A 25,951-nucleotide genomic window follows, 5' to 3' on the forward strand; every position below is an offset into this window, starting at 1 on the left:
TACAAAAAAGTGAGGTATCGGCGCGAGTAATGTTTCCATCTTGGCGGCAAGTGCACATATAATGCGCATCCGGTCAAACCAGGCCGGGCAGAACACATACCATTTTTAGCCAGTGCGGCCACCACTTTACTACGAAGATGAAAATGAGCATTCGCGCGTTATTAACCCTGTTTACCGCTCTGGTTGCATTCAGCCAGGCTGCCTTCGCCGTTGTATACCCTTTGCCCGCCAAAGACAGCCGTCTGGTTGGGGAAAATATTCAGATCACCGTGCCTGCAGACAGCAAACTGCCGCTGGAGAGCTTTGCGGCTCAATACCAGATGGGCTTGAGCAACATGCTGGAAGCTAACCCTGGCGTTGACCCGTTCCTGCCGCTGCCAGGCAGCACGCTGACCATCCCACAGCAGTTGATCCTGCCTGACGCCCCGCGTGAAGGCATCATCATCAACAGCGCAGAAATGCGTCTGTACTACTACCCGAAAGGCACCAAGACCGTCGTGGTACTGCCGATTGGTATCGGCCAGTTGGGTAAAGATACGCCGCTGAACTGGGTCACCACCGTACAACGCAAGAAAGCAGGCCCAACCTGGACGCCAACCGCTAAAATGCGTGAAGAGTACGCTGCCGATGGTGAAATCCTGCCAGCGGTATTCCCGGCAGGCCCGGATAACCCGATGGGTCTGTACGCCCTTTATGTTGGCCGTCTGTATGCGGTCCATGGAACCAATGCCAACTTCGGTATCGGCCTGCGCGTGAGCCACGGCTGTGTGCGTCTGCGTGCTGACGACATCAAATACCTGTTCGACAGCGTACCGGTAGGTACTCGCGTGCAGTTCATCAACGAGCCGGTGAAGGCCTCCGTAGAGCCAGACGGTTCACGTTACCTGGAAGTGCACAACCCGCTGTCTGCCAACGAAGATGAGCTGAAGTCGAAAGAGCCAGTGCCAATCACCATCACCGCGCCGGTTGGCAAAGTGCTGATGGATCCAGCCGTTGACCAGAGCGTCGTGGACGCGGCCATCAAGGCGCGTTCCGGTATGCCGGTTAAAGTGAACTGATTTTTGCTATTGTGATAAAAAAGACGCTCTCGGGCGTCTTTTTTTATGGGAAAAGCTCAGCGTATCCGCTTGGCCACCAGGGTGAACTTGTAATCTTCGCTTTTAAAGAAGTTGCGGCTGAACTCAAACACCGTGCCGTCGTTGAGAAAACCGGTGGAGACCTTCTCCAGGATCGGTTTCTGTGGATCAATCCCTAACGCCTTCACCACATCTTCGCTTGGCATTACCGGGATGATCTCCTGCTCGCTACGGTCAATGACCCGCTTTTTGACCTGTTCGATGTAGTGATATTTGGATTTCTGCATCACCTCATAGCTGAGGTCGGGGAACAGTGCCAGCGGCATCCAGGTCTCTTCCAGCGTCACTGGTTTTTGCTTGATATAGCGCACCCGTTTGACGTAATACACCTTGTCTTCAGTGGTCAGGTGCAATGCTTCGGCGATGGTTGGGCTGGCCTTGGCGACTTCAAAGATCAGCACGTCGCTGTGGGTTTCCACGTTGCGATCCGCCAACTTTTCATAAAAGCTGGTGAGCTGATAGATATCGTAATTCACCTTCTCTTCTTTGACGTACCAGCCGCTGCCCTGAATGCTCTCAATCACCTGTTCTTCGGTCAGTAATTTCAACGCCTGACGCACCGTTACCCGGCTGACGTTGTACTGTTCGCGCAGTAAAGCCTCGGTCGGTAACGCATCGCCGGGCTTGAGTTCACCATCGGCAACCTGTTGGCGCAGGGTATCCGCAATCTGGCGATAAATAGGCTTTTTGCTCACGCTTTGGTGTCCCCGGCTGGTTGTTGGATCTGCTGTGCGCATTCTAGCCCCAGGCCAGGGATAAACAAACCAATAACGCCATACCTCGTTAAGTTGTCCTTAAATTGAATTAATACAAATTTAATACAAAAATAGCGTTGATTTGAAATTGATCACAAATTGGTGTGGATTGTCTTGGTATGATCGCCGCCTGTTTATTGACGGAGCCGCCCTGGCTTCAGCGTGAGGATAAAGATGGACCTGAGCAGCCTGACCCACCCCAGCCTGATAAACCTGCAAGTGGCCTTTGCGGGGCGCGATCAGGCCATTCATCAGCTTGCCGACCAACTAGACGTGCAAGGCAAATTGCATGACAAAGCTGCGTTTCTCCGCGAGGTCTTTGCCCGGGAAGCGCAAGGCCCTACCGCGTTGGGGGAAGGGCTGGCGGTGCCCCATGGTAAAAGCGATGCGGTAAAGGAAGCGGCATTTGCCGTTGCCACGCTGAACACGCCGTTGGAGTGGGAAGGGATCGATGGGCCGGAAAGCGTCAACCTGATCTTCCTGCTGGCGATCCCGCAGGCACAGGCTGGTACCACGCATATGCAATTACTGACCAGCCTGACGACGGCGCTGGTGGATGACGACATCCGCGCGGCAGTTCTAAATGCTCGTACGCCGGAACAGTTGTTGGCCCTGCTGGCTGGAGGGACGCCGGAATCTGCACCAAAACCGCAGGATGATACGCGGCCTACGGTGGTGTGCGTCACCGCGTGCCCGGCCGGTATCGCCCATACCTATATGGCTGCGGAATATCTTGAAAAGGCGGGGCGCAAGCTCGGCATCAACGTGTATGTTGAGAAACAAGGGGCTAACGGGATCGAAGGCCGCCTGACGGCGGAACAGCTAAATAGCGCGACGGCCTGCGTGTTCGCTGCCGAAGTCGCGATTAAAGAAGTGGAGCGCTTCAACGGTATTCCCCGTATCGAAACGCCGGTCGCCGAGCCCATCAAGCACGCAGAACGCATTTTGCAGCAGGCATTGGCTGTGGGCCAATCCGCTAACGGTGCTGCACGGGTGCAGCAGAGCGAAGTGCCGGTGCAGAAAAATAGCGTGAAGACCGAACTCAAACAGGCGTTACTCAGCGGCATCTCTTTTGCGGTACCGCTGATTGTGGCGGGGGGCACGGTCTTGGCTGTTTCGGTTTTACTGGCACAGATCTTTGGCCTGCAGCATCTGTTTGATCAAGAGAACTCCTGGTTGTGGATGTACCGCAAGCTGGGCGGCGGCATGCTGGGTATCTTGATGGTACCGGTGCTGGCGGCCTACACGGCGTATTCGCTGGCGGATAAACCGGCTCTTGGCCCAGGCTTTGCGGCCGGGTTGGCGGCAAACATGATTGGCTCCGGTTTCCTTGGCGGTATTGTGGGCGGCCTGATCGCCGGATATCTGATGCGCTGGGTGAAGAACCATGTGCGCCTCAGCCCCAACTTCAACGGCTTCCTGACGTTTTATCTTTACCCGGTGATTGGCACGCTGGTAGCGGGCAGCCTGATGCTGTTTGTGATCGGGGAGCCGGTGGCCTGGTTGAACAACAGCCTGACCGCCTGGCTTAACAGCCTGTCTGGTACCAACGCGTTGGTGCTGGGAGCGATCCTCGGTTTTATGTGCTCGTTCGACCTCGGCGGCCCGGTGAACAAGGCGGCTTATGCGTTCTGCCTGGGGGCGATGGCCAACGGCGTGTTCGGCCCCTATGCGATCTTTGGCGCGGTCAAAATGGTTTCGGCCTTTACGGTCACCGCCTCCACCTTGCTGGCTCCACGGCTGTTCCAACAGTTCGAGATTGAAACCGGTAAATCCACTTGGTTGCTTGGCCTGGCAGGCATTACCGAAGGGGCGATCCCGATGGCGATCGAAGATCCCGTGCGGGTGATCGGCTCCTTCCTGGTGGGATCGCTGGTGACCGGCGCGATCGTCGGTGGGATGGGGATTGGCCTTTCGACGCCGGGCGCGGGGATCTTCTCGCTGTTCCTGCTGCACGATAATGGCCTCGGTGGCCTGCTGTCGGCAGCCATTTGGCTGGGGGCGGCGCTGCTTGGTACGGCGATCTCCACATTGGTGCTGATCCTTTGGCGGCGTCAGGCGATGAAGCAGGGCAAATACACCCTCATTCAGCCGCAGTAAGTTGATTTCCCCTCACCTTAACCCTCTCCTTTAGTGAGGGGGGACTGATCGAGTGGATCTGAAAATTCGGTGATGCACCCTGGATAAGGGGGCGATCGAGTTTGCTGAGATTACCGCTTTGCTGCCAAAAGGGCAGGAGTCATCAGCTCCCTCTCTCTGGGGAGAGGGTTGGGGTGAGGGGCTTGGTTACGTCATCTTAGGAATTGATTATGAAAGCTGTATCACGTGTTCACATTACGCCGCATATGCACTGGGATCGTGAGTGGTATTTCACCACCGAGGAGTCACGCATCCTGCTGATAAACAACATGGAAGAGATCCTGACCCGGTTGGAAACCGATGCCGAGTACCGTTTCTATGTGCTGGATGGGCAAACGGCGGTGCTGGAAGACTACTTCGCCATCAAGCCAGAAAATCACGAGCGGGTGAAAGCGTTGGTGCAGGCTGGCAAGCTGATCGTTGGGCCGTGGTATACCCAAACCGATACCATGGTGGTGTCAGGGGAATCGATCGTGCGCAACCTGATGTATGGCATGCGCGACTGCCTGTCCTTTGGCGAACCGATGAAGATCGGCTATCTGCCGGACTCTTTCAGCATGTCTTCGCAGTTACCGCATATTTTCAACGGGTTCGGTATCACGCGCGCCATGTTCTGGCGCGGCTGCTCCGAGCGCCACGGTACCGACAAGACTGAGTTCCTGTGGCAAAGCAACGACGGCAGCGAAGTTGCGGCACAGGTGCTGCCGCTGGGTTACGCGATTGGTAAATACCTGCCCGAAGATGAAGCCGGGCTGCGCAAACGGCTGGACAGTTATTTCACCGTGCTGGAAAACGCCTCGGTTACCAAAGATATCCTGTTGCCGAACGGCCACGATCAGATGCCGCTGCAACAGAATATCTTCCAGGTGATGGCCAAACTGCGCGAGATTTACCCACAGCGTGAGTTTGTCATGAGCCGTTTTGAAGAGGTCTTTGAGCGGATCGAAGCCAGTCGTGAACGTTTGGCGACGCTGAAGGGCGAATTTAACGACGGTAAATACATGCGCGTGCACCGCACCATCTCGTCAACCCGCATGGATATCAAGATCGCCCACACCGAGATCGAGAACAAGATCGTTAATATCCTCGAGCCGTTGGCGGCGATCGCCTGGTCACTGGGCTTTGAATACCATCACGGCCTGCTGGAGAAAATGTGGAAAGAGATCCTGAAAAACCACGCCCACGACAGTATCGGCTGTTGCTGTAGCGACAAGGTACATCAGGAGATCATGACGCGCTTTATTCTGGCGGACGACATGGCGGAAAACCTGGTGCGCTTTTACATGCGCAAGATTGTCGACAATATGCCGGTACAGCACGCAGATGCCGACAAACTGACGTTCTTCAACCTGCTGCCTTACCCGCGTGAAGAGGTGATCAACACCACCATTCGTATTCGTGCCCAGCAGTTCTCGCTGATGGATGAACAGGGCCAGCCGGTGGAGTATTTTATCCGCGCCGCGCGGGAGATCGATCCTGGGCTGGTGGATCGCCAGATTGTGCATTACGGCAACTACGATCCCTTTATGGAGTACGACATTCAGCTCTGTCGCCCATTGCCCGCGATGGGATATTGCACCCTGCATATTCATGCCAATCACGCAGGTCAGCAACGCCAAGCTGCGGCGCAACCGGCAGAACTGTTGGAAAACGAGTATTACCGCATTGCCCTGAATGCCAACGGTACGTTGGATATTACCGATAAACAGAGCGGCTATCTCTATCAGCAGGTGTTGCAACTGGAAGATGGCTCCGACGATGGCGATGAGTATGACTATTCGCCTTCCCGTGAAGAGTGGTTGATCTATTCCACGCAAAGCGCAGTGGCTACCGCCATCAAACATGAGGCTTGGCAGAGTATCGCCACACTGGAACTGCGCATGGCATTGCCAGCCAATCTGCAACAGCGGGCGGAGCGGCTTAGCGACGGTTACCTGGATGTACAGTGCCAGGTGACGTTGGCGCACAACAGCCGCCGCATCGACATTGAGATGTGGCTGGATAACCAGGCCGACGATCACCGCGTGCGGGTATTGATCCCAACGCCGTTCGCCAGTGAAAACGTGCTGGCGGATAACCAGTTTGGCTGCATTACTCGCCCGGTGGACGATCCGGCCATGGCCGTTTGGCAGCAAGAGGGCTGGAAAGAGGCGCCGATCCCGGTGTGGCAACTGATGAACTTTGCCGCCTTGTATGACGATCTGCATGGCATGGCATTGTTTACCGAGGGGTTGCGTGAGTTCGAGATTGTGGGTGAGCGCCGCGATACCTTTGCCCTGACGCTGTTCCGCTCGGTAGGCGTGCTGGGTAAAGAGGAATTGCTGTTGCGGCCGGGTCGCCCTTCCGGCATCAAACTGCCAACGCCAGACTCCCAGATGCGTGGCAAATTGCATTGTCGGTTCAGCCTGTTCGGTTTTGCAGGAGATCCGCACCAGGCGGGCGTGATGCAGCAGGCCCGGGCCTACGTCACTCCGGTGCGCTGTTACAACAAAATCCCGTTTGATGCGATGAAGCTCAATCTGGCGGCCTTCCGCACGCCGCTGCACTTTAGCCTGCTTTCGATGCCAGAATCAGGCCCAGTATTGAGCGTGTTGAAGAAGGCTGAGGATGCCGATGCTTTGATTATTCGCGTGTATAACCCTTCGGAGCAGGTGTCGATCGGCGGAGCGTTAACGTTGGCGGCTCCAGCGCAGGAATGGCTGGAAACCGGTATGGACGAGCAACCGTTGCCACAGCAAGGCATAGCAAAAGGGGATTTCACTACCTTGGCGCCTTGCCAGTCGAAAACCTTCCGTTTTATCCGATAAGTACTGGCCAGAGGCGTGGATTGCCACGCCTCTGAATGTAACTATAAATTGAATTGGCGTGCTAGCTGGTCGATAGCAGCGCGCTGGAACTGGTTGAAGGCCTCGCGGGGTTGCTGTTGCTGAATGAATTCCAGCATTGGGTCCTGCACCTCGGTGCGTATGCCGCTCAATTCTTCCATTACCGCCAGGCCGCAGAACGGCACATAAGCTTCGGCATAGCCCCCTTCGTGCACCATCACCAGCTTGCCACCGCAGAGCCGATCCGCAGCGCTTTGCACCTGGGCGGTCATGGCTCGGAAGCTGTCGCTGTGTAACTGCATCCGCGCCAGAGGATCGATGGCGTTAGCATCGTAACCGCAGGCGATGATGATCATCTCTGGCTTAAACTGCTCTAGCGCTGGAATGACGATTTGCTGCATGGCGTATTGATAGCCGTCGTCACCGGCCCCGGCCAGCAGCGGAATATTGATGTTGTAACCCATTCCGGCTCCCTCACCGCGATCTTGTTCACCGGCGTAGCCCGCCGGGAAACAGCCGTCTTGATGCAACGAGATGGTCAGCACGTCGTCGCGCTGCCAGTAAATGTGCTGGGTGCCGTTGCCGTGGTGCACGTCCCAGTCGATCACTGCCACCTTGCCCAGCCCGAAGCGGTCTTTGGCGCGTTCGATGGCAATGGGAATATTAGCCAGGAAGCAGAACCCCATCGATTGATCCGGCAGGCAGTGATGGCCCGGCGGGCGTGAGAGGGAATAGGCGTTGTCCAGTTCGCCCTTCAGCACCGCCTCTACCGCAGCACAGGCCAGCCCAGCGGAAAGTTTGGCGATCTCATAGCTGCCAGGCCCCAGCGGAGCCTCTTCCCCCAACATGCCGCCGCCGTTATCGCTCAGCTGTTTGAAACGCTGCAGGTAATGTGCCGGATGGATGCGCAGTAAATCTTCCTCATCGGCCAGCTCGGCGCTCAGCAGCTTGAGCTGACGCGACAGGCCGGAAACGTCCATCAGGTTTTTCATCCGCCGCTTGGTTTCCGGCGACTCGGCATGCCCGGCTCCAGATGGCGGTTGCACCCAGCCGCCCACCGGCAGCGTGGTGGCATGTAAGCCGGTGCTATGCCAGAAACAGCGTTCATCGAAGAAAAAGCCGGTTGTTCTTTTCACCTTATGACTCCTGTTAAACGGCGCGGCGCGCGCGGTGAAGCCAGCGAGATCAGCAGCAGTGACAGCAGCGCACAGCTCAATGCGCCGATCAGCAATGCGTTGATCCCGCCGGAAGATTCGATCAGATAACCCGCCAACGTAGGGCCAATGGCCATGCCGCCGCCAATCACCAGATTGATGCTGTTCATCAGCTTGCCGTTGTTATCCAGCACCGAAACGCGCGCCAGAATAAAGGGCAGCACAAAGGTCCAGGTAAACTTGAACATCACGGCGGCGAGGGTGAAACGAATGAGTAGCGGGTTGCGGCTCAGCAGCAGGACGCTGGCAATCAACAGGCCGTAGCCGACCCACAACAACGGCTTGTGGCTGCGTCTTGCGCCAACCAGTGCCGCCCCGCCAGCCCCAATGATGCCAAACAGGGTGGCGGCTGCCAGCACCTGCCCGCTGTGCACCGGTGAAAGGCCCGCGGCTTCGGCGATAGTGCCGATAAAGGTCCAGACCGCACTCAGGCTGATGTAAAAGGCCAATACCGCCAGCACGGCAAACAGTTTGTAGATGGGGGGGCTTGGAGGCATCTGACTGGCCGCGCTGTGGCTATGGCGGAAGCCGCTGGGGAATGCACTTAGTAACGGCAGGCAACACAGCATGATCGCCGCCAGGATAAGGTAAACCGCCATCAGGCCGAAATGAGCAAACAGCGGGGGCAATGCCAGCAAGCCGAACACGCCTAGCAGCAGTTGGCCCAGCACCCAAAAGGCATAGACTCGACTGGGGTTGGCGGTACCTGCCGCACAAGAAATGCAGAGGATCATCAACGTACCACCGGCCAGTGAAGCGATAAATCGCAAGACCAACAGCAGACTGAAATCAGTGACCATGGCCGAGGTCAGATTGCCGATCAGGAACACCACAGCCGCCAGCGCGGCTATCTTGCGCCAGTTGATCCGGCTGATCCACCACCAGGCAGGCAGCGTGGCAATGCTCATGGCTCCCAGTTCGGTGGAAAACAGATGGCCGATCTGGCCAGGTGTGAGGTGCCACTGGCTGGCTAACTGGGCAGCGACGGCGGGAGCGGTCATCAGGATCCCCGGCGCGATGGCGGCAAACACGATAATCGCCGTTAACAGCCTGAGTGGGCAGGGGAGCAAGGCCCCGGTAGAAGGCACAGAAACTGCATCACTGGACATCGTCGTTATCCTTGCGTTTCGTCAATCGTTACCCTCCACGCTTTTTAAGCATGGGGAAGCCGCGCCAGCATTGGCGGATGGTTGATTGTTGCTGCTTTAGTCAGGATCAGCCGTAGGCAATAAAACCGCTGGAGACCAGTTCGGTGCGGTTGACCACGGCGGTTTTGGCAAAGATGTTGCGCATATGGGTTTTCACCGTCGATAGAGAAATGCCGAGCTTCAAGGCGATACGCTTATTACTGGCCCCTTCACGCACCATATTGACGATCTCCTGCTCTTTGGCGGTGAGCAACTGGGCTTCACTGTCTGGCAGCAGATCGCGGGTGGCCAACTCGATCAACGGCAGCACCGCACGTAAGCGGCTGCGCTCCAGTTCGGTGAACGGCGTATCGCGGATCAGAGAAACCCCGGCAATAATCCGCTTACGCTGGCGGATAAAAATCTCCGTCATGTCTCGCATGCGATTGGGCAGCATAAAGTCGTGATAATAGTGGCGGTTATTGGCGATCGCCGCTGGCGTCATGTTCACCATCTGGATGTCTTGCTGGTGGAAGTTGGCCGGTTTTAACGGGTCCAGTTGTTGAAAATGGTCCAGATATTGCTGATGGGTATCATCGCTAATACCATGAAGAATGTAGTGATCTGGCCGCAGGTCCGGGTCCACCAGATAAAAAACCCCGGCTGAAACTGGGATCAGATGCGCAATGGTATTCAGACAGCTTGAGATAAAAGCGTCGTTACGCATGAAGGATGATGTGGTGGTCATAATGCATTTTCCTCCGTTGATCGCTCAGTACCCTGAAGGACACCTGCAAAGGTATCTGGACAATATGTGAACGATACAAGCATAGGTGTAGCAATTATGCAACACAACGAAAACATATTAACAACGTGAGCCGGATTGCAATAAAATACATTAATAACAACATCCCCATGCTGAGTGGTGGAGTATCCAACAGCCGATGAGTAGTGGTTTCATTAATACATTAATGAATGATATTGACGGTTGCTGCTGAATTTAAAGTGATTTCTCGTTTCTCCCTCTTCTGCTCCGCGCCACGCCCTTGCCATTTTCGCTCTCCTCCGGGCTAGTCCTTAAGGACGATAGCCAAACTTTTCGATGACTTACTACACTGCAAAACTTGGCGTTCTACACCAGATAAAAAGATGAGGCCTGACAGTGATGAAGAAAAAGACCTTGGCGGTGGCATTGAGCAGCGCATTATCGGGCATGGTTCATGCGGCAGACGGTGAGCGGCCTAACGTGTTGATCATTATTGCGGATGATATGGGTTACTCCGACATCAGCCCATTTGGCGGTGAGATCCCCACGCCCAACCTGCAAGCTCTGGCGGAACAGGGTGTACGTATGAGCCAATATTATACTTCGCCAATGTCTGCACCAGCGCGCTCGATGCTGATGACCGGCAACACCAACCAGCAGGCTGGCATGGGTGGCATGTGGTGGTACGAAAGCACCGTCGCCCGCCCCGGTTATGAGATGCGGCTGACCGATCGGGTTACCACCATGCCGGAACGGTTTAAAGATGCTGGTTATGCCACCATGATGGCGGGCAAATGGCACCTGGGCTATACCGACGGATCCGGGCCAACCGATCGCGGTTTTGAACGCGCCTTTGCCTTTATGGGCGGTGGTACCAGCCATTTTGACGACGCCGTACCCCTGGGAACGGTTGAAGCCTTCCATACTTTCTATACCCTGAACGGCAAGCGCGTTTCCCTACCACAGGATTTTTACTCCAGCAAAGCTTACGCCACACAGTTGGAGCAATGGATCACCGACACGCCAAAAGACCAGCCGGTATTTGCCTATCTGGCGTTTACCGCGCCACACGATCCGCTACAGGCTCCTGACGACTGGATCGCCAAATTTGACGGCAAATATGATGCGGGTTATCAGCAGGTATACCAGCAACGTATCAACCGCTTGAAGGCGCTGGGGATTATTTCCGACAGCACGCCAATGCCGCATTTGGCACTGGAAAAAGAGTGGCAGGCCATGACGCCGGAACAGCGGAAATATGCGGCCAAAACCATGCAGGTGTATGCGGCGATGATCGCCTATATGGACGATCAGATCGGCGGGGTAATGAAAACACTGCAACAGACCGGGCGTGATAAGAACACCATTATCATCTTTGCCACCGACAACGGTGCCAACCCGGCCAGCGGTTTTTACTACGGCTCCAAACCTGAATTCTGGCATCAGTTCGACAACAGTTACGCCAACCTGGGCCGCAAGGGATCGTTTATCTCTTACGGGCCGCACTGGGCCAACGTCAGCAACGCGCCTTATGCCAATTACCATAAAACCACCAGTGCGCAGGGCGGGATCAATACCGATTTCATCATTTCTGCCCCGCAGTTGAAGCAGCGAGGTGGCATCGATAAAACGCCGATGGCGGTCTACGATATTGCGCCAACGCTGTATGAGTTTGCCAATATTGATGCCAGCAAACCCCTGAAGGCCAAGCCAGCCATCCCGATGATTGGCGTGAGCTTTAAACGCTATTTCAGCGGTGATATCGCCGCCGCACCGCGTTCTACCTATGGCGTAGAGCTGCATAACCAGGCGGCTTATGTCGATGGCATCTGGAAGCTGCGGCGGTTAGTCGCCGGTGGGCCGCAGGCGAATATGGCGGCGTGGGGGCTGTTCAATCTGCAGGACGATCCGTTAGAAACCCACGATCTGGCAGCTAGCCAGCCCGATCGCGTTAAACGCTTGAGTGGCGAATATCAGCAGTATGCCGATAAGGGCATGGTGGTTGAGGCGGCAGGTAAAGAGATTGATTATCTTGGCGTTGATCCACAAACCCATCGCTACATCGGTTTAGATCCTGTGACCCAGAAACCAGTATTGCAGGCGGCAGAGTGAATATTGCCTTGCTGCGCGCGCAGCAGATCCCGGTGAATGCTGTGCCGCGCGCCAGCGTGCCTTTTCATATGTTGGTCAAGCCGATCGGTGCAGGCTGTAATCTGGCCTGCAACTACTGTTATTACCCGCAGCGGGACCAAGCGCAGAAGATGGATGAGGCGCTGCTGGAGAGTTTTATCCGCCAGTATATCGCCAGCCAGCCGCGCTACAGCCGGGAGATCAACTTTGTCTGGCAGGGCGGTGAGCCGTTGTTGGCGGGGATCGGTTTCTACAAACGGGCACTGGCGTTACAGCAAAAGTATGCGCCGCCGGGCGTATCGATCAGCAACAGTCTGCAAACCAATGCCACTCTATTGAACGCGGCCTGGTGCCGCCTGTTTAAACAGCACCAGTTTATTATCGGCGTCAGTCTGGACGGCGACCGCCAGATCCAGGATACCCATCGACCGGATAAACGTGGCAACAGCAGCTATGACGCGGCGCTGCGTGGTATTGCGTTATTGCAGCGGCATCAGATTGAATTCAATTTGCTGGTGGTGGTACATGATGGTGTAGCTGAGCGGGCACAGGAGATGTACGACCATTTTGTCGCGTTGGGTGTGCGTTACCTACAGTTTCAGCCACTGATGCTGGAAGGCGATGCCCCGGCGGCAGGTTATGGCTTGAGTGCCGCCAACTGGGGACGCTTTATGGTGACGATCTACCGCCGCTGGCGTAGCCAGGGCCATCTCGGCCAGGTTTTTATCATGAATATTGAGCACGTTTACGCGCAGTATTTCACCCACGTCAGCCCCAACTGTGTCCACTCTGCCCGCTGTGGTGGCAATCTGGTGATGGAGCCGGACGGCAGTGTGTATGCCTGCGATCATCTGATCGACGCCAAGCATAGGTTGGGCCGTTTTGATCTTGCCAGTCAGTTTGCCGAGTATGTGGATACTGCCATCGAGATGGAGTTTGGTAAAACCAAGAGCCTGCGGCGCGAATGCCAGAGCTGTAGCGTGAAGATGGTGTGTCAGGGTGGTTGCCCGGCGCATATCGGTAAGGATCGCTACAACCGACTGTGTGCCGGTTACTACGCTTTCTTCTCTGAGGTGCTGGCACCGTTACGTAGTTTTGCCAGAACGTCGCAAGGGGCGATGATGTGGCGCTCCAGCGTGATTTCTGCCACAAGTTAATCAACCTCGTCCTTAAGGACGATAGCCAGCCTTTTGCTTTCCTTCCTATAGTGAGATTACCGCCCTTGGCGGCTACAACACCGGGTCAAAACCACTATAAGAGGAAATACCATGAACCTGTCGTCGCGGCTCAATGCCCAGCTAGAACGGGGCAAGGTCGGGTTCCCCACCACGTTAGCCAGTTCGGTTGGGGTGATCATGGCCAGCCCGGTGATCCTCACCGTTACCAGCGGTTTTGGTATCGGCGGTGACACCTTCGCGCTGGCGATGCTGATCGCCTTTATCATGATGCAAGCCCAGCTCACCACCTTCTCCGAAGCGGCGGCAATCCTGCCCACCACCGGCTCGGTATATGATTATATCTCCTGCGGTATGGGGCGCTTTTTTGCCATTACCGGCACCCTGTCTGCTTATCTGATCGTCCATATCTTTGCCGGGACCGCCGAAACCATTCTTTCCGGCATCATGGCGTTGGTGAACTTTGAGCATCTCAACACCTTGATGGAGAGCAATAACAGCTCATGGATGATCGGCGTGGGGCTGGTGATCATTTTCGGTATTCTGAATGCGTTTGGCATCGAAGCCTTTGGCAAGGCTGAGGTCGTGCTGACGTTCTGCATGTGGAGCACCTTGATGATCTTTTCGATCGCCGGGCTGTTGCTGCCGCATGCCGTACCGCTGGAAGGCTGGTTTGGCACCACACTGGATGTCGGCGATCCCTTTGCGGTATTCAGCCTGGTCGGCATGGCGATGTTTATGTTCGTCGGCTGCGAGTTGGTGACGCCGATGGCACCGGAGATTAAGCGTTCTCACCGTGTGATCCCACGGGCCATGTCCCTGGGGCTGTGCGGTGTAGCGCTGTGTATGGCGTTATACGGTGCGGCACTGAGCCACCAGGTGGAAAACGTGGTGGTTGATGCGGCCAATAACGTGCACCTGTTGGATACGCCAATGGCCATCCCGGCATTTGCTGGCCAGATCATGGGTAACTTTGGCAAATACTGGCTGGGCGTCGGGCTGCTGCTGGCCGGGGCGGCCACCATTAACACCCTGATGGCGGCGGTACCACGTATTATCTACGGCATGGTGTTGGATGGCGCTATGCCACGCATCTTCGCCTATCTGCACCCGCGCTTTAAAACTCCGGTAGTCGCGATTGCCGCTGCGGTGCTGATCCCCTGCGTTCATGCTTTTGCCATTCAGGGCAATCTGGACCGCATTATGCCGATGGTGCTGGCCGCCGTATGTGCCTGGGGCGTGGCTTACCTGCTGGTGACCTGCTCGGTGGTGATCCTGCGTATCCGCCGTCCGGATCTGCCACGCGCCTATAAATCCCCTTGGTTCCCGTTGCCACAGATTGTCTCCAGCGTCGGTATCGTGCTGGCGATTTTCTACATCACACCACCGGGCATGAACCCGCGCGATGTGTATATCCCGTTTGGCATCATGATCGGCCTGACTTCCGCCTATGCACTGTTCTGGACCCTGTGCGTACAGAAGGTGAATCCGTTTAAACCGGTGCCGGTGGAAGAGGTGCTGGAGAGTGCCTTCAACAAGGCAGAAGCTGCGGAGGTGGAATTTGATCGGCTTACTTCCCTCACTTAATCGTTATTGGCACCGCGATCCTTCGGGCTATCGGCCGGGAACGACGATGGATCGCCTGGCCAATAACCTGCGGCCTTACGCCTGTGAACGGGTGGCTGCGACTCAGTTACGCCTCACCTTGCCACAAGGGCCGGTGATCGAGGTGGCCGAACAGGTGCAATCACTGTTTTTGGCGCATATCGTCACCCACCGTTTTCGTTTGCAGGGCAGCGTACGCTTTACCGAGCCGCAGGTGCTCAACATCATCACCGGTGGCTGGCTGCGCCGTAATGGCGTGATTTATCGCACCAAGGCCAAACATGATGGTGCTCGGCAGTTGATCGCCGCGTTGCAGCAATACCCACAAATCGGCGACACGCTAGCCAAGCTCGATTTTCGCCGCGCCACGCTCACGATAACAGAGGGCCGCTGGCAGTTGGATATTGAGCATTTTGCCGCTTCCGAAGTGGTCAGCCGCCTACCCGCCAGCCGTCGCTATCTGCGCTTGGAGGCCGAGCAGCAGCGCTTGCTGCTGAGTAGTTTCCTGATGATCGGCCAGTTGATGGAGAAATGTAATGAGTAGAGTGGTGGTCATTACCGGCGGCGGAACCGGCATTGGCGCTGCTTGTGCGCGTTTGCTGGTGCAGGAGGGGGACCAGGTGTTTATCGTTGGCCGCCGCCGCGACCCCTTGAACGTCTTGGCTGCGGAGATTGGAGCACATGCCGTAGTTGGGGACGCCGCCAGCGGAGCCAGTTGGCACACCGACATTCTGCCAGCGATTTTACAGCAGGCCGGACGTATCGACTGCCTGATCGCCAGCGCTGGCGGGATGGGGTTGGGCCGTATCACCGAAGTCACCGATGCCCAATGGCAGCAAGCGCTGGACAGCAACCTCAACAGCGCGTTTGCCAGCGCCCGGGCCTGTTTGCCGGAGCTGGTGAAGCACGGTGGCAATCTGCTGTTTGTGGCTTCGATTGCCTCGTTGGCCGCCGGGCCGGAGGTATGTGGCTATGTCACTGCCAAACATGCGCTGATCGGTCTGATGCGTTCCATCGCCCGCGATTATGGCCCACAGGGCGTACGTGCCAACGCCGTTTGCCCCGGCTGGGTGACCACGCCGATGGCCGATGAAGAAATGCAGCCGTTGATGGCGGCACATAACTTAACGCTCGAGCAGGCCTATCAACATGTCTGTCGCGATGTGCCGCTGCGCCGCCCGGCCAGTGCGCAAGAGATTGCCCAAGTGTGTCGTTTTCTCTGCTCAACGCAGGCGTCAATTATTACCGGTGCGACGCTGGTGGCCGATGGCGGCTCCACCATTGTCGATGTGCCGACCTTAGCTTTCACTTCCCTGTAAGGAGATTGTCATGAGTTCAGAAGCGGTATTTATTCAGGTTGGCGCATTGGCGGAAGGTTTCGCTCCTCACAGTCATACGCTGGCACAGCAGGATTTAGCCGGTACTACGCTGGCGTTCCATTTTGCCGAAGGGGAAACGGTGCACTGCAGCTTTAACGACGATCAAACCCTGCAGTGGGGAGATCAACGGGTTGATTACCGAGCCACCGGCATTCGTCCAGGGATCCTGTTTATCGATTTCCTCGATCCGCAGCGGCCCAACGGCAGCGTTACGCTGGTGTGCGATCGTCAGCAGGGTAACTTTACCGCCGTCTATGGCCAACTGCCGGATGAGTCACAGGCGCGGCTGGATGCCTTTAGCCGGGTGGAGCAGGGCTTGCCGCTGACTGCGGTGAATGCTGAATTCCGCTTTGGCCGCCTGGACAACAGCGATGCAGCGTTGCCACAGTTTACCGACGAACTGATCGGGATGCGTAATATGTATACCTACAGCCCGACGGAGCGCTATGAGCATATTTATCTGAACAATAATTTCTACGCCTGGCAGTGTTTGGATGGGGTCGAGAAAGGGCTGGCGGATGTTGATCGCTGCCATTACGTCAAAGTGGCGGAGAAGCTTTATCTGTTCGTCTGGCGCGAAAAAATCATCCCAACGCTGGGCGTGGTGATGATCGATCTGCAAGAGATGCGCACCGATGGCAAGATCCTCGGCTATCAGGGCAGTGATTTCAGCAGCCTGAGCAACTTTGCCGTGGGCGCTCACGCGCAGATCCTTAACACCACGCATTACCCAAAGGCCTGAGCCGATGACGGCGATTTATGCCAGTGATGCGTTTACCGGGCAGGTGGTGCTGGTGACCGGCGGTGCGCAGGGCATTGGGCTGGCGATCGTCAGCGCCTTTGCTCGTTTGGGGGCCAAGGTGGTGATGGCCGATCTACAACGGCAAAAGGCGCAGGAGGTGGCTGAAAGCCTGTGCCAGCTGGGTTGGCAAGTGCAAGCCGCAGGTTGTGATATGGCTGATGCAGGGCAGATTGCCGAGCTGGTAGAACTGACAGCGCAGCAGCATCAACGGCTGGACGTGGTGATCCACAACGCCGCTTATTTTCCGCTAAGGCCGTTTAGCCAGATAGATGCTGAACTGCTGCAACGTACGTTAAGCGTCAATTTGATGGCCCCGTTCTTTCTGGCGCAGGCGGCATTGCCGTGGATGAAGCGCCAGGGGGGCGGACGCATTCTGGTGACCTCGTCGGTCACAGGGCCAAGGGTGGCCTACCCAGGGTTGGCGCACTATGCGGCTTCCAAGGCGGGAGTTAACGGCTTTATTCGTGCTGCTGCGTTGGAACTGGCATCTGACAATATCACGGTGAACGGCGTGGAGCCGGGGATGATCCGCACGCCCGCGATGGCAAATCTGGGCGGGGACGCGGTGAACCAGGCGATTGCCTCTGCGGTGCCGTTAGGCAGGCTGGGGGAGCCGGAGGATATCGCTGCCGCAATGGTCTTTTTAGCCTCACCGGCTGCGAGCTATATCACCGGCCAGACGCTGGTGGTGGATGGTGGTGCGCTGTTGCCGGAAGCTCAACCTGCTAGTCTCTGAGGATGCCCCCTCACCCTAACTCTCTCCCACAGGGCGAGGGGACCGATCGAGTGGGTTTGAAAATTCGGTGACGCACCTTGTATTAGGGGGCGATCGAGTTTGCTGAGATTACCCTCTTTCTCCCAACAGAGCAGGGACTGTCAGTTCCCTGGGTTGGGGGACTGGGCTATTTGTGAGCAACTACGTTGTTGGCATGTTGATCCCCCAAGCGGATCAGCTCGTCGAGCAACACCATCAACTGCTCCATCTTCTGCTTCGAGAATGCCGCTTCTATCTCCCCATATCCCTGTTCCACCTGGTGGCGTGCCAGTTCATACAACTCCTGACCCTGCTGGGTCAAGGACACGTATAGCTTGCGCTGATCGTTAACCGGCTTGAGGCGAAAGATCAGCTTATCCCGCTCCATGCGCGACAGGATGCCGGTCAGGCTGGGGCGCAGGATGCAGGTTTCTGCGGCCAACTCGTGAAACTCAATGGAACGGTTATCGGCCAATACGCGAATGATGCGCCATTGCTGCTCTGTCAGATTGTGGCTTTTCAGGATCGGGCGGAAGAACCCCATGGCGGTTTCACGCGCCTGCAACAGGGCGATGGTTAACGATTCATGCATGTCGATGGCCTTGGCTTAATTTTATTAACAACTTAATAGTAGCCAATTTTTGACCAGCGGAGAACGGCAAAACGCGATCCGTTACGTAAAAATCCTGCAAAAAAGGTTAATTTGCTGATTATTAACGCTAATGTGCATAATTTGTGAATATTTCGTTATCACGATCACAAATTAAATTAACAACGTTGCGTAAATGCTGAACAGCGTATAAAAGTATTCATTAACATATTAATGATTGGCGATCCGTAGAAGGAGTCTGCATGAAAGGCACCGTATTTTCCGTAGCACTTAACCACCGCAGCCAGCTTGATGCCTGGGATCAGGCGTTTCGCGCCGCCCCTTACCAAACGCCGCCCAAGACGCCGGTGTGGTTTATCAAACCGCGTAATACCTATCTTGCCAACGGCGGCAGCATTCCGTTCCCGGCCGGTGAAACCGTGCAAAGTGGCGCAACGCTGGCAGTCGTGATTGGTAGCACCGCACGCAAGGTGGCGGCGGATAAGGTGGCCGATTATGTGGCCGGTTATGCCTTGGCTAACGACGTCAGCCTGCCGGAAACCAGCTTCTATCGCCCGGCGATCAAGGCCAAATGCCGTGACGGTTTCTGCCCGCTGGGAGAGGTGGCTTCATTGGCTAGCACCCGCAATCTGGAAATTATCACCGAAATCAACGGCGTGGAGCAGGATCGCTGGTCAACGGCCGATCTGGTGCGTTCGGTGCCGGAACTGATCGCCGCCATCAGCGATTTTATTACCCTGCAACCGGGGGATGCGGTGCTGATTGGCACGCCACACCAGCGGGTTGAGATCAAGCCGGGTGATCAAGTGACGGTGCGGGCCGCAGGTTTGCCAACCCTTACCAACCAAGTGACGCAGGCAGGAGAATAACCATGAGACATGCTCGTATCCGCCATCATGGCCAGATTGTTAACGTCACCGTAGACGACCAGTTAAGCGTTATCCTGCCCGATGGCAGCAAGCTCGATGAGCACGATGTGGAATGGCTGCCACCGGCGCAGGGCACGATATTTGCCCTCGGCCTTAACTATGCCGATCACGCCAGTGAGCTGGAGTTTAAAGCGCCGGAAGAGCCTTTGGTGTTCCTCAAAGGGCCAAACAGCCTGACCGGTCACCGCCAGGTTTCCGTGCGACCGGCGCAGGTGGAATACATGCACTACGAAGCCGAGCTGGTGGCGGTGATCGGTAAAACTGCGCGTAACGTCAGCCGTGAACAGGCGATGGATTACGTGGCCGGTTACACCCTGTGCAACGACTACGCCATCCGCGACTACCTGGAAAACTACTACCGCCCCAACCTGCGGGTGAAAAGCCGCGACACTCTGACGCCTATCGGCCCCTACATTGTCGATCGTGACGATGTCGCAGATCCGCATAACCTGACGCTCAGCACCTACGTTAACGGTGAACTGCGCCAGCGCGGCACCACCGCTGACATGATTTTCGACATCCCGTTCCTGATCGAATACCTGAGTGAATTTATGACGTTGCAGCCTGGCGACATGATCGCCACCGGCACGCCGAAAGGGCTGGCCGACGTGCAGCCTGGGGATGAAATTGTGGTTGAGATCGAAGGCATTGGCCGCTTGGTTAACCACATCATCAGTGAAAAAGATTACGAGGAGAGCAAGGGATGAAAACCATCAACCATTGGATCAACGGCAAAAACGTCGCCAGCAAAGAGTATTTCACCACCACCAACCCGGCTAACGGCGAAGTGCTGGCGGAAGTGGCGTCCGGTGGCCAGCTCGAAATCGACCAGGCAGTCGCTGCGGCAAAAGAAGCCTTCCCGAAATGGGCCAATACGCCGATGAAAGAGCGGGCACGTCTGATGCGTCGCCTGGGTGAACTGATCGACCAGAACGTACCGCAGATTGCCGAGATGGAAACCGCAGATACAGGGTTGCCGATCCACCAGACCAAAAACGTGCTGATCCCACGCGCCTCGCACAACTTTGAGTTCTTTGCCGAGATCTGCCAGCAGATGAATGGCCGCACCTACCCGGTAGACGACAAGATGCTCAACTACACGCTGATCCAACCGGTGGGCGTGTGTGCGCTGGTGTCGCCGTGGAACGTGCCGTTTATGACCGCCACCTGGAAAACCGCGCCTTGCCTGGCGCTGGGCAATACCGCAGTGCTGAAAATGTCCGAACTGTCGCCACTGACGGCGGATCGCCTGGGTGAACTGGCGCTGGAAGCCGGTATTCCTGCCGGGGTGCTGAACGTGGTGCAAGGCTATGGCGCAACGGCGGGGGATGCTCTGGTACGCCATAAAGACGTGCGTGCGGTGTCCTTCACCGGGGGGACCTCAACCGGCCGCCGCATTATTGAAAGCGCTGGGCTGAAGAAATTCTCGATGGAGCTGGGCGGCAAATCACCGGTGCTGATCTTTGAGGATGCCGATATCGAACGGGCGCTGGATGCTGCGCTGTTCACCATCTTCTCGATTAACGGTGAACGCTGCACCGCAGGTTCACGCATCTTTATTCAGGAAAGTATTTACCCGGAATTCGTCAAACGCTTTGCCGAGCGTGCCAACCGCCTGCGCGTGGGCGATCCGATGGATCCCAATACCCAGGTCGGTGCGTTGATCAGCCCGCAGCACTGGGAAAAAGTCTCCGGCTATATTCGCTTGGGTATCGAAGAAGGAGCCACTTTGTTGGCTGGTGGCCCGGACAAACCGGCCGGATTGAGCCATGGCAACTTCCTGCGCCCAACGGTGCTGGCCGATGTTAACAACAGTATGCGTGTCGCGCAGGAAGAGATCTTCGGGCCGGTGGCCTGCCTCCTGCCGTTCAAATCAGAAGAAGATGGCCTGCGCATGGCCAACGATGTGGAGTACGGCCTGGCGTCGTACATCTGGACGCAGGATGTGAGCAAAGTCTTGCGTCTGGCCCGCAATATTGAAGCGGGTATGGTTTTCGTCAACACCCAGAACGTACGCGATCTGCGCCAGCCGTTTGGCGGGGTGAAATCCTCTGGCACCGGCCGTGAAGGCGGTGAGTACAGCTTCGAAGTGTTTGCCGAGATGAAAAACGTTTGTATCTCCATGGGGGATCACCCGATCCCACGTTGGGGAGTGTGAGATAGCTCCGTGCCCTTTAAAACAACAACCAAGGACTAGACCCGATAGATATCAGCCTGCGGCCTGCCGTGCTGCAGGCTGAAAGATAAAGGGGATAGGAGGACATATGGGTAAATTAGCATTAGCCGCAAAGATTACACACGTTCCTTCGATGTACCTGTCTGAATTGCCAGGAGAACACCATGGCTGCCGTCAAGCCGCCATTGATGGTCACAAAGAGATCAGCGCCCGCTGTCGTGAAATGGGCGTCGACACCATTATCGTATTCGACACCCACTGGTTGGTGAACAGCGCCTACCACATCAACTGTAACTCGCATTTTAAAGGGCTTTACACCAGCAACGAGCTGCCGCACTTCATTCGTGACATGACCTATGAATATGACGGCAACCCGGAGCTGGGGCAGATGATTGCCGATGAAGCCCGCAAGCTTGGCGTACGTGCCAAGGCCCATGAGATCCCAAGCCTGGAGTTGGAATACGGCACGCTGGTGCCAATGCGCTACATGAACAGCGACCGCCACTTCAAGGTGATCTCCATTTCTGCCTTCTGCACCGTGCATGACTTTGCCGATAGCCGCCGCCTGGGCGAAGCGATCAAAACTGCGATTGAGAAATACGACGGTACCGTGGCGGTATTGGCTAGCGGCTCGCTGTCACACCGCTTTATCGACGATCAACGTGCCGAGCAGGGCATGAACAGCTACACCCGCCAGTTCGACCAGCAGATGGACGAACGGGTAGTGAAACTGTGGGAAGAAGGGCGCTTCCGCGAGTTTTGCGAAATGCTGCCGGAGTACGCCGATTATTGCTATGGCGAAGGCAATATGCACGACACCGTGATGTTGCTGGGCCTGCTGGGTTGGGACAAGTACCAGGGCAAGGTGGAGTTCGTTACCCCGCTGTTTGCCAGTTCCGGAACCGGCCAGGTCAACGGCATATTCCCGCTTCCCGCTCAAGCCTGAGGATACCCAATGCCCCATTTTTACGCTGAATGTACCGACAACATCCGCCGGGAGGCGGATTTGCCAGCGCTGTTCGACAAGGTTAATCACGCGCTGGCGGAAACCGGCATCTTCCCGCTGGCTGGCATCCGGAGCCGCGCCATCTGGCTGGATACCTGGCAGATGGCCGACGGCAAGCAGAACTATGCCTTTGTACATATGACGCTGAAGATTGGCCACGGCCGCAGTCTGGAGAGCCGCCAACAGGTGGGCGAAATGCTGTTCATCCTGATCAAGGATCACTTTGCAGCGCTGATGGCCAAGCGCTATCTGGCCCTCTCTTTCACCATGGAAGAGCTGGATCCGGTGCTGAATTACAAGCAAAACAACGTTCATGCGCTGTTTAGCAAGGACTGAACAAGGGGTGGTAAATGCTGGATAAAGACGTACTGAGCCGAGCCGTGCAGCGCCTGCATCAGGCCGAGCAGAGCCGGGAACAGATCCGCGCGTTATCGCTGGATCACCCGGAGATCACTATAGAAGATGCCTATGCTATCCAGCGCCAATGGGTTGAGCTGAAGATCGCCGAAGGGCGCACGCTGAAGGGGCATAAGATCGGGCTGACCTCGCGAGCCATGCAGGTCAGCTCGCAGATCACCGAGCCGGACTACGGCGCGCTGCTGGACGACATGTTCTTTAACGATGGCAGCGACATTCCGATCGATCGCTTTATCGTGCCACGCGTCGAAGTCGAACTGGCGTTTGTGCTGGCGAAGCCGCTGCGTGGGCCGAACTGCACGCTATTTGATGTCTATAACGCTACCGACTATGTGATCCCGGCGCTGGAGATCATCGACGCCCGCAGCCATAACGTCGATCCGCAAACCCAGCGACCACGCAAGGTGTTCGACACCATTTCTGACAATGCTGCCAACGCCGGTGTGGTGATGGGCGGCAGGCCGATCAAGCCTGATGCGCTGGATCTTCGCTGGATCAGTGCCTTGCTGTATCGCAATGGCGTGATTGAAGAATCTGGCGTGGCGGCGGCGGTGCTCAATCACCCGGCCAACGGCGTGGCCTGGCTGGCTAATAAGCTGTCCCCGTATGACGTGGAGCTGGAGGCCGGGCAAATCATCCTTGGCGGTTCCTTCACCCGCCCGGTGGCGGCACGGCGCGGCGATACCTTCCATGCCGACTATGGTCCGATGGGCTGCATCAGCTGCCGGTTTGTCTAAGGAGCAACACGATGATAACTAACCATTTCAAACAGGCCTTGCAGGAAAAACGCCCGCAGATCGGCCTGTGGCTGGGGCTGTGCAGCAGCTACAGCGCAGAACTGCTGGCCGGCGCCGGGTTCGACTGGCTGCTGATCGATGGCGAACATGCGCCTAACAATGTGCAAACGGTATTGGGGCAGTTGCAGGCGGTGGCGCCTTATCCCAGCCATCCGGTGGTGCGTCCGGCCTGGAACGATCCGGTGCTGATCAAACAACTGCTGGACGTTGGTGCGCAAACCCTGTTGATCCCGATGATCCAAAACGCCGAACAGGCGCAGGAGGCGGTGCGGGCGACCCGCTATCCTCCAAACGGCATTCGCGGGGTTGGCAGTGCGTTGGCTCGCGCCTCGCGCTGGAACCGGGTGCCGAATTACCTGCATCTTGCCGACAGCCAGATGTGTGTGTTGGTACAGATCGAAACCCGAGAGGCGGTGAAAAATCTGGATGCCATCCTGGAGGTGGAAGGGGTCGACGGCGTCTTTATCGGCCCGGCGGATCTGAGTGCCGACATGGGCTTTGCCGGTAATCCGCAGCATCCCGAAGTGCAGCGCACTATTGATGATGCCATTGCCCGCATCCGTGCCGCAGGCAAGGCACCGGGCATCCTGATGGCACAGCAGGAACTGGCGCAGCACTATCTGGCATCCGGCGCGTTGTTTGTTGCCGTTGGCGTGGATACCACTCTGCTGGTACGGGCGGCAGACTCCCTGCTCAGCAGTTTCAAACAGGATAAAGCGGCGGAGCCACCTCCATCCCAGAGCGTTTACTAATCGGAGTCATCATGAGCAACGTCGATTCGCTCAAGCCACTGAACCCGGCAGAGCAACATAAAGCGTTAACCGCCACCGAGCAGTCGGTGATTAAAAAGTTATTTCGGCGCCTGATTATTTTCTTATTTGTGTTGTTTGTTTTCTCGTTCCTTGACCGTATCAACATCGGGTTTGCCGGTTTGACCATGAAGCAGGACCTCGGTCTTAGCTCCACCATGTTCGGCCTGGCCGCAACGCTGTTTTACGTCACCTACGTGATCTTCGGCATCCCCAGCAACATGATGCTGAGCAGGGTGGGGGCACGGCGTTGGATCGCCACCATCATGGTGCTGTGGGGCATTGCTTCTACCTGCACCATGTTTGCCACTGGGCCAACCAGTCTGTACGTGCTGCGGATGATCGTCGGTATTACCGAGGCGGGCTTCCTGCCGGGGATCCTGGTGTATCTCACCTACTGGTTCCCGGCGTTCTACCGCGCCCGGGCCAACGCTTTGTTTATGATTGCCATGCCCGTCACGATGGCGGTGGGTTCGTTGGTGTCCGGCTATATTCTGGCGCTGGACGGCATGATGAACCTGAAAGGTTGGCAATGGCTGTTCCTGCTGGAAGGCATTCCTTCGGTGATCCTCGGCGTGGTGGTGTGGTTCTATCTGGACGACACGCCGGCCAAGGCCAAGTGGCTGACCAGCGAAGAGAAGGCCAGCCTGAAGGCGATGATGGAAGCCGACAAACTGCAACTGGTGCAGCCGGAAGGGCCAAGCAGCCACCGGGCGTTGCAACAGCGCAGCCTGTGGCGTGAGGTACTGACACCGGTGGTGCTGATGTATACGCTGGCCTATTTCTGCCTCACCAATACCCTGAGCGCCATCAATATCTGGACGCCGCAGATCTTGCAGAGCTTCAACCAGAGCAGCAGTAACATCATGATCGGTTTTCTGGCGGCGATCCCGCAAATCTGTACCATCGCCGGTATGATCTGGTGGAGTAAACGTTCGGATCGCCTGCAGGAGCGTAAGTTCCACACCGCACTGCCTTATCTGTTTGCCGCGGCGGGTTGGCTGCTGGCTTCGGCGACCAATCACAGTATGGTCCAACTGTTAGGGATCGTGATGGCGTCGGTCGGCTCGTTTACCGCGATGGCGATCTTCTGGACCACGCCGGATCAGTCAATCAGCTTTGAAGCTCGAGCGGTGGGGATCGCAGTGATCAACGCCACCGGTAACATCGGCTCGGCGGTCAGCCCACTGTTGATCGGCTGGTTCAAGGATGTGACCGGCAGCTTTAACTCCGGGCTCTATTTTGTCTCGGTGTTGTTGATTATCGGGGCCGTGCTGGTATGGCGTATCCCGATGAAGGATTCACGCCCACGGGCCACGCCATAAACTTTGGATATTGCTTCAGGCGATGCCCCCTCTCCTTTTGGGAGCGGGGGATTTCCTTGTCTTATTTTCACCGGA

The 25,951-nt window shown here is 56.6% G+C and carries 23 protein-coding genes; 18 read left to right on the forward strand and 5 right to left on the reverse strand.

The window, feature by feature from the left end:
* Positions 1–137 precede the first annotated feature (137 nt).
* Positions 138–1,058 (forward strand): L,D-transpeptidase family protein, encoded by a 921-nt coding sequence (locus N6G83_RS39540; protein ID WP_024531171.1) that lies wholly within the window; start codon positions 138–140, stop codon positions 1,056–1,058.
* A gap of 56 nt (positions 1,059–1,114) precedes the next feature.
* Here N6G83_RS39540 and N6G83_RS39545 read toward each other — a convergent pair whose 3' ends face one another.
* Positions 1,115–1,831 (reverse strand): GntR family transcriptional regulator, encoded by a 717-nt coding sequence (locus N6G83_RS39545; RefSeq protein WP_024527265.1) that lies wholly within the window; start codon positions 1,829–1,831, stop codon positions 1,115–1,117.
* A gap of 234 nt (positions 1,832–2,065) precedes the next feature.
* On the opposite strand from N6G83_RS39545, the gene mngA reads away from it, so the two are divergent.
* Positions 2,066–3,991, forward strand: a complete 1,926-nt coding sequence (gene mngA / locus N6G83_RS39550) for a PTS 2-O-a-mannosyl-D-glycerate transporter subunit IIABC (protein WP_074028427.1) — start codon at positions 2,066–2,068, stop codon at positions 3,989–3,991.
* 209 nt (positions 3,992–4,200) lie between these two features.
* Positions 4,201–6,837, forward strand: a complete 2,637-nt coding sequence (mngB, locus tag N6G83_RS39555) for a mannosylglycerate hydrolase (protein ID WP_211135793.1) — start codon at positions 4,201–4,203, stop codon at positions 6,835–6,837.
* 41 nt (positions 6,838–6,878) lie between these two features.
* On the opposite strand, the gene N6G83_RS39560 is transcribed toward mngB, so the two are convergent.
* The 3 genes from N6G83_RS39560 to N6G83_RS39570 all read right to left on the reverse strand — a co-directional run bounded on the left by N6G83_RS39560 (position 6,879) and on the right by N6G83_RS39570 (position 9,944).
* Entirely contained in the window at positions 6,879–7,991 is a 1,113-nt protein-coding gene (locus tag N6G83_RS39560) for a class II histone deacetylase (RefSeq protein WP_211135794.1), read from the reverse strand.
* Entirely contained in the window at positions 7,988–9,178 is a 1,191-nt protein-coding gene (locus N6G83_RS39565; RefSeq protein ID WP_211135795.1) for an MFS transporter, read from the reverse strand. The genes N6G83_RS39560 and N6G83_RS39565 overlap by 4 nt, the downstream gene beginning before the upstream one ends.
* A 106-nt stretch (positions 9,179–9,284) precedes the next feature.
* Positions 9,285–9,944 (reverse strand): helix-turn-helix transcriptional regulator, encoded by a 660-nt coding sequence (locus N6G83_RS39570; protein WP_024485482.1) that lies wholly within the window; start codon positions 9,942–9,944, stop codon positions 9,285–9,287.
* A gap of 417 nt (positions 9,945–10,361) precedes the next feature.
* Between N6G83_RS39570 and N6G83_RS39575 the strand changes: the two genes are divergently transcribed.
* The 7 genes from N6G83_RS39575 to N6G83_RS39605 all read left to right on the forward strand — a co-directional run bounded on the left by N6G83_RS39575 (position 10,362) and on the right by N6G83_RS39605 (position 17,789).
* Positions 10,362–12,074 carry an arylsulfatase gene (locus N6G83_RS39575; RefSeq protein WP_211135802.1) on the forward strand — a complete coding sequence of 571 codons (1,713 nt, stop codon included), beginning with the start codon at positions 10,362–10,364 and terminating at the stop codon, positions 12,072–12,074.
* Positions 12,071–13,249, forward strand: coding sequence for an anaerobic sulfatase maturase (locus tag N6G83_RS39580; protein ID WP_211135796.1), 1,179 nt, complete (start codon positions 12,071–12,073; stop codon positions 13,247–13,249). The genes N6G83_RS39575 and N6G83_RS39580 overlap by 4 nt, the downstream gene beginning before the upstream one ends.
* Before the next feature lie 111 nt (positions 13,250–13,360).
* A complete protein-coding gene (locus N6G83_RS39585) occupies positions 13,361–14,854 on the forward strand; it encodes an APC family permease (RefSeq protein WP_065683657.1) in 1,494 nt (497 codons plus the stop codon).
* The gene (locus tag N6G83_RS39590; RefSeq protein WP_211135797.1) at positions 14,829–15,416 is read left to right on the forward strand and encodes a DUF3156 family protein; all 588 of its coding nucleotides are present in this window, start codon (positions 14,829–14,831) and stop codon (positions 15,414–15,416) included. The genes N6G83_RS39585 and N6G83_RS39590 overlap by 26 nt, the downstream gene beginning before the upstream one ends.
* A complete protein-coding gene (locus N6G83_RS39595; RefSeq protein ID WP_211135798.1) occupies positions 15,409–16,191 on the forward strand; it encodes an SDR family NAD(P)-dependent oxidoreductase in 783 nt (260 codons plus the stop codon). Before N6G83_RS39590 ends, N6G83_RS39595 begins: the two co-directional genes overlap by 8 nt.
* 10 nt (positions 16,192–16,201) lie before the next feature.
* Positions 16,202–16,993 (forward strand): MoaF C-terminal domain-containing protein, encoded by a 792-nt coding sequence (locus N6G83_RS39600; RefSeq protein WP_024527255.1) that lies wholly within the window; start codon positions 16,202–16,204, stop codon positions 16,991–16,993.
* A 4-nt stretch (positions 16,994–16,997) separates the two neighbouring features.
* The gene (locus N6G83_RS39605) at positions 16,998–17,789 is read left to right on the forward strand and encodes an SDR family oxidoreductase (RefSeq protein WP_211135799.1); all 792 of its coding nucleotides are present in this window, start codon (positions 16,998–17,000) and stop codon (positions 17,787–17,789) included.
* 166 nt (positions 17,790–17,955) lie between these two features.
* Here N6G83_RS39605 and hpaR read toward each other — a convergent pair whose 3' ends face one another.
* Positions 17,956–18,399, reverse strand: a complete 444-nt coding sequence (gene hpaR / locus N6G83_RS39610) for a homoprotocatechuate degradation operon regulator HpaR (RefSeq protein ID WP_024527253.1) — start codon at positions 18,397–18,399, stop codon at positions 17,956–17,958.
* A gap of 260 nt (positions 18,400–18,659) precedes the next feature.
* On the opposite strand from hpaR, the gene N6G83_RS39615 reads away from it, so the two are divergent.
* The 8 genes from N6G83_RS39615 (at position 18,660) to hpaX (ending at position 25,876) form a co-directional block, all read left to right on the forward strand.
* On the forward strand, positions 18,660–19,286 hold the full coding sequence (locus N6G83_RS39615) for a fumarylacetoacetate hydrolase family protein (RefSeq protein WP_074028437.1): 627 nt from the start codon (positions 18,660–18,662) through the stop codon (positions 19,284–19,286).
* A 2-nt stretch (positions 19,287–19,288) separates the two neighbouring features.
* A complete protein-coding gene (locus N6G83_RS39620; RefSeq protein WP_199061260.1) occupies positions 19,289–20,053 on the forward strand; it encodes a fumarylacetoacetate hydrolase family protein in 765 nt (254 codons plus the stop codon).
* Positions 20,050–21,504 carry a 5-carboxymethyl-2-hydroxymuconate semialdehyde dehydrogenase gene (hpaE, locus tag N6G83_RS39625; RefSeq protein ID WP_024527250.1) on the forward strand — a complete coding sequence of 485 codons (1,455 nt, stop codon included), beginning with the start codon at positions 20,050–20,052 and terminating at the stop codon, positions 21,502–21,504. Before N6G83_RS39620 ends, hpaE begins: the two co-directional genes overlap by 4 nt.
* Positions 21,505–21,610: 106 nt before the next feature.
* Positions 21,611–22,468: a 3,4-dihydroxyphenylacetate 2,3-dioxygenase gene (gene hpaD / locus N6G83_RS39630; RefSeq protein ID WP_024485491.1), complete on the forward strand. Its 858-nt coding sequence runs from the start codon at positions 21,611–21,613 to the stop codon at positions 22,466–22,468.
* 9 nt (positions 22,469–22,477) lie between these two features.
* On the forward strand, positions 22,478–22,864 hold the full coding sequence (locus tag N6G83_RS39635; RefSeq protein ID WP_024527249.1) for a 5-carboxymethyl-2-hydroxymuconate Delta-isomerase: 387 nt from the start codon (positions 22,478–22,480) through the stop codon (positions 22,862–22,864).
* A gap of 14 nt (positions 22,865–22,878) precedes the next feature.
* Positions 22,879–23,682 carry a 2-oxo-hept-4-ene-1,7-dioate hydratase gene (gene hpaH / locus N6G83_RS39640; protein WP_021808005.1) on the forward strand — a complete coding sequence of 268 codons (804 nt, stop codon included), beginning with the start codon at positions 22,879–22,881 and terminating at the stop codon, positions 23,680–23,682.
* A gap of 11 nt (positions 23,683–23,693) precedes the next feature.
* Positions 23,694–24,494, forward strand: coding sequence for a 4-hydroxy-2-oxoheptanedioate aldolase (gene hpaI, locus N6G83_RS39645; protein WP_024527248.1), 801 nt, complete (start codon positions 23,694–23,696; stop codon positions 24,492–24,494).
* A gap of 11 nt (positions 24,495–24,505) precedes the next feature.
* Positions 24,506–25,876, forward strand: coding sequence for a 4-hydroxyphenylacetate permease (hpaX, locus tag N6G83_RS39650; RefSeq protein ID WP_211135800.1), 1,371 nt, complete (start codon positions 24,506–24,508; stop codon positions 25,874–25,876).
* The last annotated feature ends 75 nt before the right edge of the window (positions 25,877–25,951 follow it).

This window comes from Serratia sp. PL7 (assembly GCF_945957435.1).

Coding starts and splice junctions, on each gene's coding strand:
- N6G83_RS39575 (WP_211135802.1), top strand. CDS start 10,362: ATGAAGAAAAAGACCTTGGCGGTGGCATTGAGCAGCGCATTATCGGGC.
- N6G83_RS39595 (WP_211135798.1), top strand. CDS start 15,409: ATGAGTAGAGTGGTGGTCATTACCGGCGGCGGAACCGGCATTGGCGCT.
- N6G83_RS39600 (WP_024527255.1), top strand. CDS start 16,202: ATGAGTTCAGAAGCGGTATTTATTCAGGTTGGCGCATTGGCGGAAGGT.
- N6G83_RS39620 (WP_199061260.1), top strand. CDS start 19,289: ATGAGACATGCTCGTATCCGCCATCATGGCCAGATTGTTAACGTCACC.
- N6G83_RS39540 (WP_024531171.1), top strand. CDS start 138: ATGAAAATGAGCATTCGCGCGTTATTAACCCTGTTTACCGCTCTGGTT.
- N6G83_RS39615 (WP_074028437.1), top strand. CDS start 18,660: ATGAAAGGCACCGTATTTTCCGTAGCACTTAACCACCGCAGCCAGCTT.
- hpaX (WP_211135800.1), top strand. CDS start 24,506: ATGAGCAACGTCGATTCGCTCAAGCCACTGAACCCGGCAGAGCAACAT.
- mngA (WP_074028427.1), top strand. CDS start 2,066: ATGGACCTGAGCAGCCTGACCCACCCCAGCCTGATAAACCTGCAAGTG.
- mngB (WP_211135793.1), top strand. CDS start 4,201: ATGAAAGCTGTATCACGTGTTCACATTACGCCGCATATGCACTGGGAT.
- N6G83_RS39635 (WP_024527249.1), top strand. CDS start 22,478: ATGCCCCATTTTTACGCTGAATGTACCGACAACATCCGCCGGGAGGCG.
- hpaE (WP_024527250.1), top strand. CDS start 20,050: ATGAAAACCATCAACCATTGGATCAACGGCAAAAACGTCGCCAGCAAA.
- hpaH (WP_021808005.1), top strand. CDS start 22,879: ATGCTGGATAAAGACGTACTGAGCCGAGCCGTGCAGCGCCTGCATCAG.
- hpaI (WP_024527248.1), top strand. CDS start 23,694: ATGATAACTAACCATTTCAAACAGGCCTTGCAGGAAAAACGCCCGCAG.
- N6G83_RS39605 (WP_211135799.1), top strand. CDS start 16,998: ATGACGGCGATTTATGCCAGTGATGCGTTTACCGGGCAGGTGGTGCTG.
- N6G83_RS39565 (WP_211135795.1), bottom strand. CDS start 9,178: ATGTCCAGTGATGCAGTTTCTGTGCCTTCTACCGGGGCCTTGCTCCCC.
- N6G83_RS39570 (WP_024485482.1), bottom strand. CDS start 9,944: ATGACCACCACATCATCCTTCATGCGTAACGACGCTTTTATCTCAAGC.
- N6G83_RS39585 (WP_065683657.1), top strand. CDS start 13,361: ATGAACCTGTCGTCGCGGCTCAATGCCCAGCTAGAACGGGGCAAGGTC.
- hpaD (WP_024485491.1), top strand. CDS start 21,611: ATGGGTAAATTAGCATTAGCCGCAAAGATTACACACGTTCCTTCGATG.
- hpaR (WP_024527253.1), bottom strand. CDS start 18,399: ATGCATGAATCGTTAACCATCGCCCTGTTGCAGGCGCGTGAAACCGCC.